We start from the raw sequence: 15,776 nt of genomic DNA on the forward strand, positions 1-15,776 counted from the left end.
CCACAAGAAGACACGCGCCGTGCGAGGCCCCTACGAGAGCCGTCGGCGCCCCACAGGAGCGCGGGGAACCGCGCGACCGGCCCCCACCCGCCCGCCCGCGCCCGAAGCCCGCACCCGGCCTCCCCCTGGCGGCTATCCGTACCCCAACGCGTGCAACCGCGCATCGTCGATCCCGAAGTGGTGCGCGATCTCATGCACCACGGTCACCTCGGTCTCCGCGACCACGTCCTCCCGCGTCTCGCACATCCGCAGCGTCGGCCCCCGGTAGATGGTGATCCGGTCGGGCAACACCCCCGCGTACCACTCCCCGCGATCGGTGAGCGGAGTCCCCTCGTACAGCCCGAGCAGCTCGGGGTCGTCGGCGGGCGGCTCGTCCTCGACGAACACCGCCACGTTGTCCATCAGCCGCGTCAGTTCCGGCGGGATCCGGTCCAACGCCTCGGCGACCAGTTCCTCGAACTCCTCGCGCGTCATCTCCAGCACACGGCCATTGTCATGCACGATCCGCCTGTCCGAGAGGTACGAGCAGCACGAGAGACGGCAACGGCGACCAGCCCGAGCGACGGCAGCGAAACGACACCCCTCGCGGCATGCCCCTCCCAGCACGCTCTTCCCGGCGCCCCACCCCCGCCGCATATCCACCCCCACCCATGGGCATACGGGACCAATGGCCCGCGTCCCCGCCGCCCCAGCCAAGAACGCCACCAAGCCCACCAACGCCATGCGAACGACCCTCCGCCGCGTCTCCAAGGCCATGCCACGAGCCCCCCGCGCCCTGGCCCGGCACTACCGCTCGCGCCGCGCCCACCCCACCCTCGAACTGGTCCATCACCCCCACCCCTGGGGCCGCGCGCTCGGTCTGATCGCGGTCGTGCTGCTCGGCGCCTGGCTGGGTCTGCTGATCGTCGGGAACGTCCGCACCCCCGTCGGCCCCATGAACACGACGATGACCCTGCGCCCGTCCCTCACCGGCGGCACGAAGATCAACGTCTCCCCGCTGGGCGCCCTGGAACTGCAGAGCCACAACGCCCCCGTACGCCTGGACGTGAACGTCGACCAGCTCGACCCGGAACGCGCCCAGGCCCTGGTCGACCACCCCGAACGGATCTCCGGCCTCCAGGAGGAGATCGCCTCCGACGTCCAGCACGGCACCCTCGACCTGGCCGCACGCTCCGGCGTCGCCGTCGTCTCCGGCGCCACCGCCCTCGGCCTCGCCGTGTTCCGCCGCCCCCGCCGCGCCGTCGCCGCCGGCGGTCTCGCCCTCGCACTCCTGGCCGGCGCAGGAGGGACCGCCGCCGCCACCTGGAACCCGAACTCCGTCCTGGAGCCGAAGTTCTCGGGTCTGCTCTCCTCCGCCCCGTCCCTCGTCGGCAACGCGCGCAGCATCGTCACCGAGTTCGACGTCTACCAGAAGGAGTTGGCCCGCCTGGTGACGAACGTGACCAAGCTCTACGACGTCACCTCCACGCTCCCCGCGTACCAGCCGGACCCGACCACGATCCGCGTCCTGCACGTCTCCGACATCCATCTGAACCCCGCGAGCTGGAAGATCATCGCCTCGCTGGTCGAGCAGTACGAGATCAACGTCATCGTCGACTCCGGGGACACCATGGACCACGGCTCGGCCGCCGAGAACGCCTTCCTCGACCCGATCCCCGACCTCGGGGCGCCGTACGTCTGGGTGCGCGGCAACCACGACTCACGCGAGACCCAGCGCTATCTGGAGGGCCTCGACAACACGCACGTCCTCGACGACGGGAAGGCGGTGACCGTGGGCGGGCTGCGCTTCGCGGGGATGGGCGATCCGCAGTTCACCCCGGACCGCTCCGCCGAGAAGTCGGGCCTGCCCTCGGAAGAGGCGGCAGGACAGCGCCTGGCCGCCGCCCTGCGCGCCCAGAAGGCCGCGGGCACGCCGGTGGACATCGCGATCGCCCACAACCCGGACGCCGCCCGGGAGACGGACGGCGACGTCCCCCTCGTCCTCGCCGGGCATCTGCACCACCCTGAGATGGAGACCTTGAAGGAGGGCACCCGCCTCCGTATCGAGGGTTCGACCGGGGGCAGCGGGCTGCGGGCGCTGGAGGGGAAGTACCCCGACCCGATCGAGGCCTCGGTCCTGTACCTCGACCGCGACACCCGCCGTCTCCAGGCCTGGGACGAGATCAAACTCGGCGGTCTCGGCCTGACGACGGCCGAGGTCAGCCGCCATCTGCCGAAGGAGAACCAGCCGGGCGCCGCACCCGGGGACGACCAGTCCCCGTCACCCTCGGGATCCACGTCACCCGGCACGTCCCCCGGCCCGTCACAGGGCACGTCCCCCGAGGGCTCGGGCAGCAGGTCGCCCGGCGGCCCGTAAAACCGCCGCGCGGGAGGTCCCGTAAACCGTTTTGGCGATACCTCCCGCCATCCCATATGCTTCTCACGTCCCCGACGCGCTGACGAAGCGCCCAGGCGGGCCGATAGCCCTCATCGTCTAGCGGCCTAGGACGCCGCCCTTTCAAGGCGGTAGCACGGGTTCGAATCCCGTTGGGGGCACGCAAGAACGTGTGCGACACTGTCGTACGCATCCTTGGTCCTGTGGAGCAGTTTGGAGTGCTCGCCACCCTGTCAAGGTGGAGGCCGCGGGTTCAAATCCCGTCAGGACCGCTGATGTTTCACGTGAAACATCGCGGCTGGGTAGCTCAGTTGGTACGAGCGATCGCCTGAAAAGCGATAGGTCGCCGGTTCGACCCCGGCCCCAGCCACAGCGAACGAAGAGCCCCTCCGGGCGACCGGAGGGGCTCTTCGCATGCACGGCGAGAGGTGCACCGCGAGTGCCGGACGCAAAAGCGTTCGCCCGTCGTTTGTCAGAGGTGAGATCCTGGGTCCCGTATGTCCACTCACCCCGCCCCCGCCAATGCCACCTTCGGCGCCCTCGCCCCCCGCCTGGCCGAGCTGTCCCTGCGCGACGCGCACCGGCTCGGACGCAGGCTCGAAGGCGCGCGCAAGATCCGTAAGCCCGAGGCCCGGGCCGCCGTTCTCGCCGAGATCGAGGCCGAGGTCGCCAAGGGAGAGGCCCGCATGGCCGAGCGCGCCGCGCGCGTGCCGGCCGTCTCGTACCCCGAACAGCTGCCCGTCAGCCAGAAGAAGGACGAGATCGCGGCCGCCATCCGTGATCACCAGGTCGTGATCGTGGCGGGTGAGACCGGCTCCGGCAAGACGACCCAGATCCCCAAGATCTGTATGGAGCTGGGGCGCGGCGTACGCGGCATGATCGGGCACACCCAGCCCCGCCGTATCGCCGCCCGGACGGTCGCCGAGCGCGTCGCCGAGGAGCTGCGGACGCCCTTGGGCGAGGCCGTCGGCTGGAAGGTCCGCTTCACCGACCAGGTGAATCCGGACGCGACCTTCGTCAAGCTGATGACGGACGGCATCCTGCTCGCCGAGATCCAGACGGACCGCGAGCTGCGCGCCTACGACACGATCATCATCGACGAGGCCCACGAGCGGTCCCTCAACATCGACTTCCTGCTGGGCTACCTGGCCCAGCTGCTGCCCAAGCGCCCCGACCTCAAGGTCGTCATCACCTCGGCGACCATCGACCCCGAGCGCTTCTCCCGCCACTTCGGCGACGCCCCGATCGTCGAGGTCAGCGGCCGTACGTACCCCGTGGAGGTGCGCTACCGCCCGCTCCTCGAAGAGGACTCCGACGACGCCGACCGCGACCAGATCACCGCGATCTGCGACGCCGTCGAGGAACTCCAGGCCGAGGGCAAGGGCGACATCCTCGTCTTCCTCTCCGGTGAGCGCGAGATCCGGGACACGGCCGACGCCCTGATCAAGAAGAACTACCGCTTCACCGAGGTCCTCCCGCTCTACGCCCGCCTCTCGCACGCCGAGCAGCACCGCGTCTTCCAGCCCCACACCGGCCGCAGGATCGTTCTGGCCACGAACGTCGCCGAGACCTCCCTGACGGTCCCCGGCATCAAGTACGTCATCGACCCGGGCTTCGCCCGTATCTCGCGCTACAGCCACCGCACCAAGGTCCAGCGCCTCCCCATCGAGGCCATCTCGCAGGCCAGCGCCAACCAGCGCAAGGGCCGCTGCGGCCGTACGAGCGACGGTGTCTGTATCCGCCTGTACAGCGAGGACGACTTCCTCGCCCGCCCGGAGTTCACGGACGCCGAGATCCTCCGCACGAACCTCGCCTCCGTCATCCTGCAGATGACCGCGGCCGGCCTCGGCGACATCGAAAAGTTCCCCTTCATCGACCCGCCGGACCACCGCAACATCCGCGACGGCGTCCAGCTCCTCCAGGAGCTCGGCGCGCTCGACCCGGCGCAGAAGGACGTACGCAAGCGCCTCACCGACATGGGCCGCAAGCTCTCCCAGCTGCCCGTCGACCCGCGCCTGGCCCGTATGGTCGTGGAGGCCGACAAGAACGGCTGTGCCCGCGAGGTCATGGTGATCGCCGCCGCGCTCTCCATCCAGGACCCGCGCGAGCGCCCCGCCGACAAGCAGGCCCAGGCGGACCAGCAGCACGCACGCTTCAAGGACGAGACGAGCGACTTCCTCGCCTTCCTCAACCTCTGGCGGTACGTCCGCGAGCAGCAGAAGGAGCGCGGCTCGTCGTCCTTCCGCCGGATGTGCAAGCAGGAGTACCTGAACTTCCTGCGCATCCGCGAGTGGCAGGACATCTACAGCCAGCTGCGGACGGTCGCCAAGCAGATGGGCATCCATCTGAACGAGGACGACGCCCCCGAGCAGCACGTCCACGTCTCCCTCCTCGCCGGCCTGCTCTCCCACATCGGGATGAAGGACGTGAAGGAGGCTGGGGGCGAGGGCGGGAGAAGCACGGGGAAGAACGAGTATCTGGGCGCCCGGAACGCCAAGTTCGCGATCTTCCCGGGCTCGGCCCTCTTCAAGAAGCCCCCGCGCTTCGTGATGTCGGCGGAGCTGGTGGAGACGAGTCGCCTCTGGGCGCGCGTCAACGCGAAGATCGAGCCGGAATGGGTCGAGCCGCTCGCCGAGCACCTCCTCAAGCGGACGTACAGCGAACCGCACTGGGAGAAGGACCAGGCGGCCGTGATGGCGTACGAGAAGGTCACGCTGTACGGCGTGCCGATCGTCGCCCAGCGGAAGATCAACTATGGCCGGATCGACCCGGAGGCCAGCCGCGAGCTCTTCATCCGCAACGCGCTCGTCGAGGGCGACTGGCGTACGCACCACAAGTTCTTCGCCGACAACCGCAAGCTCCTCAGCGAGGTCGAGGAGCTGGAGCACCGGGCCCGGCGCCGGGACATCGTCGTCGACGACGACACCCTCTTCGACTTCTACGACCAGCGTGTCCCCGAACACGTCGTCTCCGGGGCCCACTTCGACTCCTGGTGGAAGCACAAGCGCCACGAGCAGCCCGACTTCCTGGACTTCGAGCGGGAGATGCTCATCCGGGAGTCGGCCGAGGCGGTCACCAAGGCCGACTACCCGGACTCCTGGCGCCAGGGGCAGCTCAAGTTCCGTGTCACGTACCAGTTCGAGCCGGGGGCCGACGCGGACGGTGTGACCGTCCACATCCCCCTCCAGGTCCTCAACCAGGTCACGGACGAGGGCTTCGACTGGCAGATCCCGGGCCTGCGCGAGGAGGTGGTGACGGAACTGATCAGATCACTGCCGAAGCCGATCCGCAGGAACTACGTACCGGCACCGAACTACGCGAAGCGGTTCCTGGACCAGGCGGTGCCCCTGCAGGAGCCGCTGCCGGTGACGATGGCGCGCGAGCTGAAGCGCATGGTGGGCGTGTCGGTGACGCCCGAGGACTTCGACTGGTCCCGGGTGCCCGACCACCTGAAGATCACCTTCCGGATCGTCGACGAGCGTCGCCGGAAGCTGGCCGAGGACAAGGATCTGGAGTCGCTGCGGCTGCGGTTGAAGCCGAAGGCGCGCCAGGCCCTCTCCCAGGCCGCGGCGGCGACCGCCGAGCGCCAGGGCGGCGAGTCCCTGGAACGCAAGGGTCTGACCGACTGGACGATCGGCTCGCTCACCCGCGTCTTCGAGACCCGTCGGGCCGGACAGCCGGTGAAGGCGTATCCGGCGCTCGTCGACGACGGCGACACCGTCTCCGTACGCCTCTTCGACACGGAGGCGGAGCAGGCGGAGGCTATGTGGAAGGGCACCCGGAGACTCGTCCTCCGCAACATCCCGGTCAATCCTGCGAAGTTCGCGTCCGAAAAGCTCACGAACGCTCAGAAGCTCGCTCTGTCGGCCAATCCGCATGGTTCGATCCAGGCGCTGTTCGACGACTGCGCGATGGCGGCGGCCGACAAGCTGATCGCCGACTTCGGCGGGCCGGCGTGGGACGAGTCGTCGTACCGCAAGCTGTACGACAAGGTGCGGGCGGAGATCGTCGACACGACGGTCCGTACGGTCGGCCAGGTGCAGCAGGTGCTGGCCGCCTGGCAGGCCTGTGAGCGCCGCCTGAAGTCCACGCGGAGCCCGGCCCTCCTCGCCAACCTCGCGGACGTACGGGGGCAGCTGGACGCGCTGGTGAAGCCCGGGTTCGTCACGGAGGCGGGTCTGCGCCGCCTCCCGGACCTGATGCGCTATCTGGTCGCCGCGGACCGCCGCCTGCAGCAGATGCCGACCGGAGTCCAGCGGGACACGTCCCGCATGGAGAAGGTCCACGAGATGCGCGACGAGTACGCCTGGCTGCTGGAACAGCTCCCTCGGGGCCGGCCGGTGCCTTCCTCCGTGCTGGAGATCCGCTGGATGATCGAGGAACTGCGCGTCAGCTACTTCGCGCACGCCCTCGGCACGGCCTACCCCGTCTCCGACAAGCGGATCGTGAAGGCGATCGACGCGGCGGTTCCGTGACGGGCCCCGCACTCTGAGTGAGTTCGACCGCGAGCCTTCCGCTCCTGTACAGTCTCTTCTCGCAGGCCAGCGCGGCAACAAGGCGCGGACTGCGAAACCTGGTCCTGTGGAGCAGTTTGGAGTGCTCGCCACCCTGTCAAGGTGGAGGCCGCGGGTTCAAATCCCGTCAGGACCGCACGAAGACGTAAGGCCCGCATCCTTGAGGATGCGGGCCTTACGCGTTCCCCGGCCTCGTCACCGCCCTACGAAGGACCGCCTACGCCTAGGCCGACGCCGACGCCGACGAGTTGCCACTCTCAGGTGCTGGGCAAGACCTGCGCCGGCCCGCTGGAGCCGAGAGAGAAGACGGGACGGGGCCAAGCGCCGGCAGACCCCAAGGGGGTTGGCCCGCAGAGGCGGGGCCCCTGAAGCCGACAGGCCAACAAGCCAAGGCGCCCACAGAGCTGGAGCCGCCCCCAAGAGCTGGCCGGCACCTGGAACCGGCGGGGTCCTTGTAGCCGACGAGATCCTCCACCGAACCGGCCTCCAGGCTGGCGGGCGTGGAACTGGCGGGCCCTTGGAACGGGCAGGGCCGCGAAGGCCGAACGAGGCTCAGGAAACCGGCCGGACTTCGAACGCTGGTCGGCGCAAATGATCGGCGGGGCCAGAATTCGGCGAGGGTCTACGGACGCAGCGCCCCCTAGCTGGGCCCGGGGGCGAAGCCCGCGCCGGGGCCGAGGCGGCGCTGGGGCGTACCCCCCTTGAAAGTCAGCAAGGGTGAAGGGGCGTTAGCCCTTGGCGGGAGCTGCGGCGGGCCAGGAGGCGGGTCCGGCACAGGGCCTGAACATGGGCCGGGACGGAGCCCCATGGCGGGCCCCCGCAAGGGCCTGAGCAGACCCCATGGCGAGGCCCGGCGTCAGGTCCTGAGCCCCATGGCACGGCCCGGCGTCAGAGCCCGCGGTGGCCTGGGCGCAACCGGGCAAAGGCCCGGGCCAGTCCCTGCGCTGAGGCCCTGGCCAGCCCCTGCGCTGACGCCCTGGATGCAACACCGGCCAGAGCCCGCAGCAAGGCCCAGCTCAAGACCACAGCCGAAACCTGGGGCACAACACCGGCGCAAGCGCCAGGACAGGAACCACAGCGAAAGCCCGAGCCAAAGCCCCACAGCCAAGGCCAGCAGCGAGACCCAGGATGCAACACCAGCCAGAACCCGCAGCAAGGCCAAGGCTCAAAGACCGCAGCGGAAGCGGGGCGCGGCACCGGACATAGGCCGAGGTAGGGCCACAGTGGAGGGGGCCGGGGCCGGGCCCGCTTTGAGGCCCGGGGCAAGCCGGCAAGGCCCGGGCCCCCGGTGGAACCCGTCTCAGAGTCACCAGTGGAGTCCTGGCCCTCAGCGCGGCAGGGCCGGGGCATTCCCCGGCGTGGCCGGTGCCGAACCCCGGCACAGGGCCAGGGCCGACCGTCACGGCCGCAGGCGAAAAGGGGCCGCAGCTCCTCCGACCCCCGTAAGCGGCCGCGGCCACCCCGTCACCGTCCCAGCGCCAAAAGGGGCCGCAGCCCCTGGGACGGGCCGCGATGGCCGCGTTCGGACGGGTGTGCGCGGTGTCGTGGGGGTTGACGGCGTCACATTCCGCCGGTACCTCAGATTCAGGGCCCTGAGACCCCCGGAGGTGGCGTATGGCGGCGTCCGCTCGGCATGAGACCCGCGCGTTACTCAGAGCTCACCTGTCGGCCGCCTCCTCGTACCGCCACCTCACCCGCCACTGCCCGATCTGCCACCGCCTGCTGCGGCTGGCGACGGAGCCCACGGCGGACGGCGAGGACGGCGCGGAGGGCCCCGCCGAGGACGGCACCCCTTCCAAGGCGTGAGACGCCCCCTGTAGGGAACACACCCGGCGAGGGCAGGTCTCGCTCAACTCCCGCCTCCTATAGCGCAGATGCCGATCCGGCGACAAGGCTCCACGCATGTGACGGGTGTCACCTCAGAAGTTTCCAGGAGGCCCGCGCTTACCGGTCCCCTACAACTGGTCAATTTAATATGTGCAATTGCACCAGTCTCCGAGACCCTGCACAGGAGATCCGACACCCCTCCCCAGAGTCCGACAAGCCCGCGCACAACTCGGTGCACGAGGGACCCGAAACCCCCATGGCCGCGCCCCGCCACCACGCCCGTCACCACCCCCAGCGCACCCCGCGCGCCCCCTTCACACCCCCGCACGCTCCCGCGCACAAAAAAATCGCGCTGGACCCGGCGGAGTCCAGCGCGATCTACGACGCACCCTTGTTGCTTGCCTGACGGTGTCCAGAGGGCACATGGCCTCCTGGAAAGTTCTGTGTGGCTCGGGCGTGGGACCTGTTGGGGCAGAACCCGCGTCGCTTGGAGCTGTGTGAGCGGTACTTTCGAGCTCTCGGCCGATTGGGGGACCAGCCGAAATGCCCTGTTATGCGGCGGTTCAGGCCTCGCTGCGCTGCTGCGGAATACCCGCGAGCAGTGCGCGGACCTCAGCCTCGCGGTAACGGCGGTGTCCGCCGAGCGTGCGGATGGACGTGAGCTTGCCGGCTTTCGCCCACCGCGTGACCGTCTTGGGGTCGACGCGGAACATGGTGGCGACCTCAGCCGGGGTCAGCAGCGGCTCGGCATCAGGGGTGCGAGCGGTCATGAGCGGCCTCCTCGGGAGAACCGAACCTTCTCGGTTCTTTCCTCTAAATTCTGCACCTTGACCCGCGTTGCCCGAAATGGCGGACGCGAGTCGAGTCGGTTATAGGACGAACGGCTTGTCCTCGGCACTACAACTACACCATCTGTCCAGCCGCGTCGGCCAAACCGATGGAATTGCCCTCCCAGGTGTTCATCAGCGACGGATGCCGATGGACCATGCCATAGCGGACAGTCACGCCACTGTGACGATCAGTCACAGTGGCGCGCAGGAGTCACGAGACCCCCCAAAGCGTGCAATGCTGAGATTCCACCCATACGTGGGCAGAAGGAGCCTCCCCCGGGCTCCTTGTCCTATTTTGACACGAGGAGGTGCGTAAGAGGCAAGGCCCACGTAAGTGCAATCCGTCACGCTTGGCGCCTGCTTGATACAAAAGCCCGGATCGGGACCTACGTCCCATGATGACGCGCCTGTGGAACTTCAGTGTGTCAAGCCTGGGCCAAGGGTGGACAGTTCACCATGCTTCACCTCTTGTGGAAAGCCTTTTCCCTCAGGCCCCACAAGTAACAAGTACGGCTGGGAGGTTGAGCTGGTTCAACCGGTTCAACCCGTTCAACCGGTTCGGCCCGGTTCAGTTCGCCGAGCGCCGGTCCCGTACCGCCCGCCAGCGCTCGACCAGCCGCCCGTACGCCTCCCCGGCCGCGAGACCGTCGCCCGTGCGAAGGGCCTCGATGCCCTCGGCGACATCGGCGGCCGAATGGTCACCGTCCAGCTCCTCGGCGGGCAGGACGTGCACGAGGCCCCCGTAGTCCAGCTCGACGAGCGACCGGGGATGGAACTCCTCCAGCCAGCGGCCCACGTCGATCAGGCCGTCGATGAGCGGGCCCTCGTCGATGGCCTCCCGCAGGGCCCGCAGCCCCCGCGCCACACGCCGGCGCGCCTGCACCATGGGCGTGCGATAGCGAAGAACGGGCGAGGTCTCGCCCGAACCCTTCTCGTACGTCCGCTCCTCGTCCGAGACGAGGACGAACCAGTTCAGCGGCACCTGCCAGGTGGAGGTGCGGATCCACGGCCGGGCGTCGGGGTTGCCGGCCATCCAGCGCTCGTAGTCCTGGCTCGCCTGCCGGCGGACCAGCGGCGGCAGTACGGCGTCCAGGAGCGGCGCGGGCAGCTCCTCGGCCAGGTCGCCGAGCGCCTGCCAGCCGCGCAGCCGGGTGCGCCAGGGGCAGACGCAGACCACCCCGTCGACGTCCAGCACGAAGGCGTCGCCGCTCTCGTGCACCGGCACCGGGATCGGCGGGATGGGCAGCAGGTCGGCCAGCGAGCGGCGCAGCTCGTCCTGGTACGAGGGCCGGTCCGGGCGCCGGGCGTAGCGGGCCCAGTGGTCGCGCTCGGGCTCGGGGAAGGCCGCCAACGGCTCGTACACGCGGAGGTAGGACGCGTACGGGACGATCACCGAGGACACCTTGGGCACGCCTGCTCCCTCCCCCGGCTGCCACCGGGGAAACCTGCCGAACCAACACACCGGCGGGCCGGAAAACTGTGCGGATCCCACCACGGCCGTACTCCGGAAGTGGGGTGATCCTGAGGCTGCGCCGCTGTCCGGCGGACGCAGGCTCTAATCTCATGCTCACAGACCCCGCCACCCGTACGGGAGCCTGTCACCCACCGCCGCTTCTTACCCAGGAGTCACCACAGTGACCGAAGTATCTGACGGCGTCCTGCACACCCTGTTCCACTCGGACCAGGGCGGTCACGAGCAAGTCGTGCTCTGCCAGGACCGGGCCAGCGGCCTCAAGGCCGTCATCGCCATCCACTCCACCGCGCTGGGCCCCGCTCTCGGCGGCACGCGCTTCTACCCGTACGCGACCGAGGCGGAGGCCGTCGCCGACGCCCTGAACCTCGCCCGCGGGATGTCGTACAAGAACGCCATGGCCGGTCTCGACCACGGTGGCGGCAAGGCCGTGATCATCGGCGACCCCGACCGGATCAAGAGCGAGGAGCTGCTGCTCGCCTACGGGCGGTTCGTGGCCTCGCTCGGCGGCCGCTACGTCACCGCCTGCGACGTCGGCACCTACGTCGCCGACATGGACGTCGTGGCCCGCGAGTGCCGCTGGACGACGGGCCGCTCCCCGGAGAACGGGGGCGCCGGGGACTCCTCCGTGCTCACCGCATTCGGCGTCTACCAGGGCATGCGGGCCTCCGCGCAGCACCTGTGGGGCGATCCGTCGCTGCGCGACCGCAGAGTCGGCGTCGCGGGCGTCGGCAAGGTCGGCCACCACCTCGTGGAGCATCTGCGCGCCGAGGGCGCCGAGATCGTGATCACGGACGTGCGCGAGGAGGCCGTGCGGCGGATCCTCGACCGGCATCCGGGGAAGGTCACCGCCGTCGCCCACACCGACGCGCTCATCCGGGTGGAAGGGCTCGACATCTACGCCCCCTGCGCCCTCGGCGGGGCCCTCAACGACGACTCGGTGCCCGTCCTGACCGCCAAGGTGGTGTGCGGGGCGGCCAACAACCAGCTCGCGCACCCCGGCGTCGAGAAGGACCTCGCCGACCGCGGGATCCTCTACGCGCCGGACTACGTGGTGAACGCCGGCGGGGTCATCCAGGTCGCCGACGAGCTCCACGGCTTCGACTTCGAGCGGTGCAGGGCGAAGGCCTCGAAGATCTACGACACCACCTTGGCGATCTTCGCACGTGCGAAGTCGGATGGGGTTCCGCCGGCCGCGGCGGCCGACCGGATCGCCGAGCAGCGCATGCATGAGGCGGCCTCGGCACGCGGTCGCTGAAGACCGACGGGGGCGTCGTACGGCGGTCGCACGGCTGCCGTACGACGTCGGCCGGTACCCGGCGGGGGCTTTAGAGACAACTCTCACTTCCGTCGGCGGGTCGCTCGCCGAGAAACGGTTAAAATCGCCGTTGACCAGCGAGGAAAGGGCTCCTCGCGGGTTCTGGGCACAGGCACGTCCTGCGGGCGACGTACCGTATGGGCGTGGGCTCAGGTACCGTGGAAGCCCTACGGACCGGTCTCTCCACGGAGAGCCCGTTCCAGATCATGAACGCGTGTCAAGACTCTGGGGCCGTCGAGCCCCGTCACCGAGGGGGTCGAGCCATGGGGCGCGGCCGGGCCAAGGCCAAGCAGACGAAGGTCGCCCGCCAGCTGAAGTACAACAGCGGCGGGACTGACCTGTCGCGTCTGGCCAGCGAGCTGGGCGCATCGACTTCGAGCCAACCTCCGAACGGCGAGCCGTTCGAGGACGACGAAGACGACGACGACCCGTACGCCCAGTACGCGGATCTTTACAACGACGATGAGGACGAGGACGACGATCAGTCCGGTCCCGCGTCGCATCGTCGCGGAGCTTGACGCCGTAACGCTGCGCTCTGCCCGGCCCGGGTGGGTTCATCGAGCCCGCCGGACCGGGTTTTGTGCGGTTCCGCTCCACTTGGGGCAACGGCGCCTGTAGCTCCGGACCCGCTGTCGTTCGGCGACTGCGGGTGCTTTGTGGTTGCTCGCGCAGTTCCCCGCGCCCCTGATGGATGGGTTTTCGGCCCCCATCAGGGGCGTGCTGCTGTTCAGGATCGTGCGTAGTCGCCCACCAGTTCCGCGCCCGTCGTGTGGTCCGCTCGGTCGGTGATCTCGCCTGCCACCCAGGCCTCGACCCCGCGGTCCGCCAGCGTTGTCAGGGCCACATCCGCCGACTCCTGCGGGACGATGGCGATCATGCCGACGCCCATGTTCAGGGTCTTCTCCAGCTCCAGGCGCTCGACCTGGCCCGTCTTGCCGACCAGGTCGAAGATCGGGGACGGGGTCCAGGTGGAGCGGTCGACCGTGGCGTGGAGGGTGTCGGGGATCACACGGGCCAGGTTGGCGGCCAGGCCGCCGCCGGTGATGTGGCTGAACGCGTGGACCTCGGTGGTGCGGGTGAGGGCCAGGCAGTCCAGCGAGTAGATCTTGGTCGGCTCCAGGAGTTCCGCGCCGAGGGTGCGGCCGAGTTCGGCGATCTCGGCGTCCAGGGAGAGACCGGCCTGGTTCAGCAGGACGTGGCGGACGAGCGAGTACCCGTTCGAGTGAAGGCCGGAGGCCGCCATGGCGATCACCGCGTCACCCGTACGGATACGATCCGGGCCGAGCAGGTTCTCCGCCTCCACCACGCCCGTACCGGCGCCGGCCACGTCGAAGTCGTCCGGGCCGAGGAGGCCGGGGTGCTCGGCGGTCTCGCCGCCGACGAGGGCGCAGCCGGCGAGGACACAGCCCTCGGCGATGCCCTTGACGATGGCGGCGACGCGCTCGGGGTGGACCTTGCCGACGCAGATGTAGTCGGTCATGAACAGCGGTTCGGCGCCGCACACCACGATGTCGTCCATCACCATCGCGACCAGGTCGTGGCCGATGGTGTCGTAGACGCCCAGCTGACGCGCGATGTCGACCTTCGTGCCGACGCCGTCCGTGGCGGAGGCGAGCAGCGGGCGCTCGTAGCGCTTGAGGGCGGAGGCGTCGAAGAGGCCGGCGAAACCGCCGAGGCCGCCGAGGACCTCGGGGCGCTGCGTCTTCTTGACCCACTCCTTCATCAGTTCTACGGCGCGGTCGCCCGCCTCGATGTCGACGCCCGCGGCTGCGTAGCTGGCACCAGTTGTCTCAGACATGACGGTGAGAACTTTCGTGTCGTACTGCAGATAAGCGCAGGTGAGCAGGTGTTACGGGCTGCCTACGGGCGACGGATGGCGTCGGACGCCGCCGTGGCGGCGGGGCCCGCGGCCAGCTCGGTCTCCAGGAGCTGCTTGCCGAGCAGCTCGGGGTCCGGCAGCTCCATCGGGTACTCGCCGTCGAAGCAGGCGCGGCAGAGGTTCGGCTTGGCGATGGTGGTCGCCTCGATCATGCCGTCGATGGAGATGTACGCCAGGGAGTCGGCGCCCAGGGAGGTGCCGATCTCGTCGATCGTCATGCCGTTGGCGATGAGCTCGGCGCGGGTGGCGAAGTCGATGCCGAAGAAGCAGGGCCACTTCACGGGGGGAGACGAGATCCGGATGTGGACCTCGGCGGCGCCCGCCTCGCGGAGCATGCGGACCAGGGCGCGCTGGGTGTTGCCGCGGACGATCGAGTCGTCGACGACCACCAGGCGCTTGCCCTTGATGACTTCCTTCAGCGGGTTCAGCTTCAGCCGGATGCCGAGCTGCCGGATCGTCTGGGAGGGCTGGATGAACGTACGTCCGACGTACGCGTTCTTCACCAGACCCGCACCGAACGGGATGCCCGAGGCCTCCGCGTAGCCGATGGCGGCCGGGGTGCCGGACTCCGGGGTCGCTATGACCAGGTCGGCCTCTACAGGGGCTTCCTTGGCGAGCTTGCGGCCCATCTCCACCCGGGAGAGGTACACGTTCCGGCCGGCGATGTCGGTGTCCGGGCGGGCCAGATAGACGTACTCGAAGACACAGCCCTTGGGCTTCGCTTCCGCGAATCGGGAGCTGCGCAGACCGTTCTCGTCGATGGCGATGAACTCGCCCGGCTCTATCTCGCGGACGTAGGAGGCGCCGCAGATGTCGAGGGCGGCGGACTCGGAGGCGACGACCCAGCCGCGCTCCAGGCGGCCGAGGACCAGCGGGCGGATGCCCTGCGGGTCACGGGCGGCGTAGAGGGTGTGCTCGTTCATGAAGACGAGCGAGAAGGCTCCGCGCACCTTCGGGAGGACCGTGTGGGCGGCCTCCTCGATGGTCAGCGGCTTGCCGTCCTCGTCGACCTGGGCCGCGAGGAGCGCGGTGAGCAGGTCGGTGTCGTTGGTGGCCGCGACGCGCGGCGTACGGCCCTCCTGCTTGGGCAGGTCGGCGACCATCTCGGCGAGCTGGGCCGTGTTGACCAGGTTGCCGTTGTGGCCGAGCGCGATGGAGCCGTGCGCGGTGGCACGGAAGGTGGGCTGGGCGTTCTCCCAGACGGAGGCGCCGGTGGTCGAGTAGCGGGCGTGACCGACCGCGATGTGACCCTGGAGGGAACCGAGCGAGGTCTCGTCGAAGACCTGGGACACGAGGCCCATGTCCTTGAAGACGAGGATCTGGGAGCCGTTGCTGACCGCGATACCCGCGGATTCCTGGCCCCGATGCTGGAGGGCGTAGAGCCCGAAGTACGTGAGCTTGGCGACCTCTTCGCCCGGGGCCCAGACACCGAAGACGCCACACGCGTCCTGGGGGCCTTTCTCGCCGGGGAGAAGGTCGTGGTTGAGTCGTCCGTCACCACGTGGCACACAACCGAGTGTAGGCGAGATCGCGCACCGGTCCGAATCCGGTGATCTCGCCCGC

11 protein-coding genes and 4 tRNA genes are annotated in these 15,776 nt (G+C 69.3%); 10 read left to right on the top strand and 5 right to left on the bottom strand.

Features of this window, described 5'->3' with window-relative positions:
* Positions 1–132: 132 nt before the first annotated feature.
* Positions 133–483, bottom strand: a complete 351-nt coding sequence (locus ACWD26_RS04350; RefSeq protein ID WP_059249887.1) for a metallopeptidase family protein — start codon at positions 481–483, stop codon at positions 133–135.
* 238 nt (positions 484–721) lie between these two features.
* On the opposite strand from ACWD26_RS04350, the gene ACWD26_RS04355 reads away from it, so the two are divergent.
* The 8 genes from ACWD26_RS04355 (at position 722) to ACWD26_RS04390 (ending at position 9,121) form a co-directional block, all read left to right on the top strand.
* Complete coding sequence (locus ACWD26_RS04355; protein WP_451266628.1) at positions 722–2,356, top strand: metallophosphoesterase family protein; 1,635 nt, start codon at positions 722–724, stop codon at positions 2,354–2,356.
* 106 nt (positions 2,357–2,462) lie between these two features.
* Positions 2,463–2,535 (top strand) — tRNA-Glu (locus tag ACWD26_RS04360).
* 36 nt (positions 2,536–2,571) lie between these two features.
* Positions 2,572–2,646: transfer RNA gene (locus ACWD26_RS04365), tRNA-Asp, on the top strand.
* A gap of 24 nt (positions 2,647–2,670) precedes the next feature.
* Positions 2,671–2,744 (top strand) — tRNA-Phe (locus ACWD26_RS04370).
* 127 nt (positions 2,745–2,871) lie between these two features.
* Positions 2,872–6,849: an ATP-dependent RNA helicase HrpA gene (gene hrpA, locus ACWD26_RS04375; RefSeq protein ID WP_451266084.1), complete on the top strand. Its 3,978-nt coding sequence runs from the start codon at positions 2,872–2,874 to the stop codon at positions 6,847–6,849.
* A 100-nt stretch (positions 6,850–6,949) separates the two neighbouring features.
* Positions 6,950–7,024, top strand: a tRNA-Asp gene (locus ACWD26_RS04380).
* Between the two features lie 1,478 nt (positions 7,025–8,502).
* Positions 8,503–8,694 carry a DUF6274 family protein gene (locus ACWD26_RS04385; protein WP_451266086.1) on the top strand — a complete coding sequence of 64 codons (192 nt, stop codon included), beginning with the start codon at positions 8,503–8,505 and terminating at the stop codon, positions 8,692–8,694.
* Positions 8,695–8,971: 277 nt separating this feature from the next.
* Positions 8,972–9,121 (top strand): hypothetical protein, encoded by a 150-nt coding sequence (locus ACWD26_RS04390; protein ID WP_451266088.1) that lies wholly within the window; start codon positions 8,972–8,974, stop codon positions 9,119–9,121.
* 157 nt (positions 9,122–9,278) lie between these two features.
* Here ACWD26_RS04390 and bldC read toward each other — a convergent pair whose 3' ends face one another.
* Both bldC and ACWD26_RS04400 read right to left on the bottom strand, forming a co-directional pair.
* Positions 9,279–9,485, bottom strand: a complete 207-nt coding sequence (gene bldC, locus ACWD26_RS04395; RefSeq protein ID WP_003949541.1) for a developmental transcriptional regulator BldC — start codon at positions 9,483–9,485, stop codon at positions 9,279–9,281.
* A gap of 628 nt (positions 9,486–10,113) precedes the next feature.
* The gene (locus ACWD26_RS04400) at positions 10,114–10,956 is read right to left on the bottom strand and encodes a hypothetical protein (protein ID WP_451266090.1); all 843 of its coding nucleotides are present in this window, start codon (positions 10,954–10,956) and stop codon (positions 10,114–10,116) included.
* 223 nt (positions 10,957–11,179) lie between these two features.
* Here ACWD26_RS04400 and ACWD26_RS04405 point away from each other — a divergent pair, with 223 nt between their 5' ends.
* Both ACWD26_RS04405 and ACWD26_RS04410 read left to right on the top strand, forming a co-directional pair.
* Entirely contained in the window at positions 11,180–12,274 is a 1,095-nt protein-coding gene (locus ACWD26_RS04405; RefSeq protein WP_451266092.1) for a Leu/Phe/Val dehydrogenase, read from the top strand.
* A gap of 323 nt (positions 12,275–12,597) precedes the next feature.
* Positions 12,598–12,852: a DUF3073 domain-containing protein gene (locus tag ACWD26_RS04410; protein ID WP_451266094.1), complete on the top strand. Its 255-nt coding sequence runs from the start codon at positions 12,598–12,600 to the stop codon at positions 12,850–12,852.
* A 209-nt stretch (positions 12,853–13,061) separates the two neighbouring features.
* Here the strand turns inward: ACWD26_RS04410 and purM are convergent, their stop codons facing one another.
* Positions 13,062–14,132 carry a phosphoribosylformylglycinamidine cyclo-ligase gene (gene purM / locus ACWD26_RS04415; RefSeq protein WP_451266096.1) on the bottom strand — a complete coding sequence of 357 codons (1,071 nt, stop codon included), beginning with the start codon at positions 14,130–14,132 and terminating at the stop codon, positions 13,062–13,064.
* A 62-nt stretch (positions 14,133–14,194) separates the two neighbouring features.
* Positions 14,195–15,721 (bottom strand): amidophosphoribosyltransferase, encoded by a 1,527-nt coding sequence (gene purF, locus ACWD26_RS04420; protein WP_451266098.1) that lies wholly within the window; start codon positions 15,719–15,721, stop codon positions 14,195–14,197.
* Between the last annotated feature and the right edge of the window lie 55 nt (positions 15,722–15,776).

The sequence above is a fragment of the Streptomyces sp. NPDC002787 genome (assembly GCF_053592095.1).

Bases quoted from the DNA above. Each gene is read 5' to 3' on its own strand.
- ACWD26_RS04390 (WP_451266088.1), top strand. From the start codon at position 8,972: ATGGCCGCGCCCCGCCACCACGCCCGTCACCACCCCCAGCGCACCCCG.
- hrpA (WP_451266084.1), top strand. From the start codon at position 2,872: ATGTCCACTCACCCCGCCCCCGCCAATGCCACCTTCGGCGCCCTCGCC.
- bldC (WP_003949541.1), bottom strand. From the start codon at position 9,485: ATGACCGCTCGCACCCCTGATGCCGAGCCGCTGCTGACCCCGGCTGAG.
- purM (WP_451266096.1), bottom strand. From the start codon at position 14,132: ATGTCTGAGACAACTGGTGCCAGCTACGCAGCCGCGGGCGTCGACATC.
- ACWD26_RS04385 (WP_451266086.1), top strand. From the start codon at position 8,503: ATGGCGGCGTCCGCTCGGCATGAGACCCGCGCGTTACTCAGAGCTCAC.
- ACWD26_RS04355 (WP_451266628.1), top strand. From the start codon at position 722: ATGCGAACGACCCTCCGCCGCGTCTCCAAGGCCATGCCACGAGCCCCC.
- ACWD26_RS04410 (WP_451266094.1), top strand. From the start codon at position 12,598: ATGGGGCGCGGCCGGGCCAAGGCCAAGCAGACGAAGGTCGCCCGCCAG.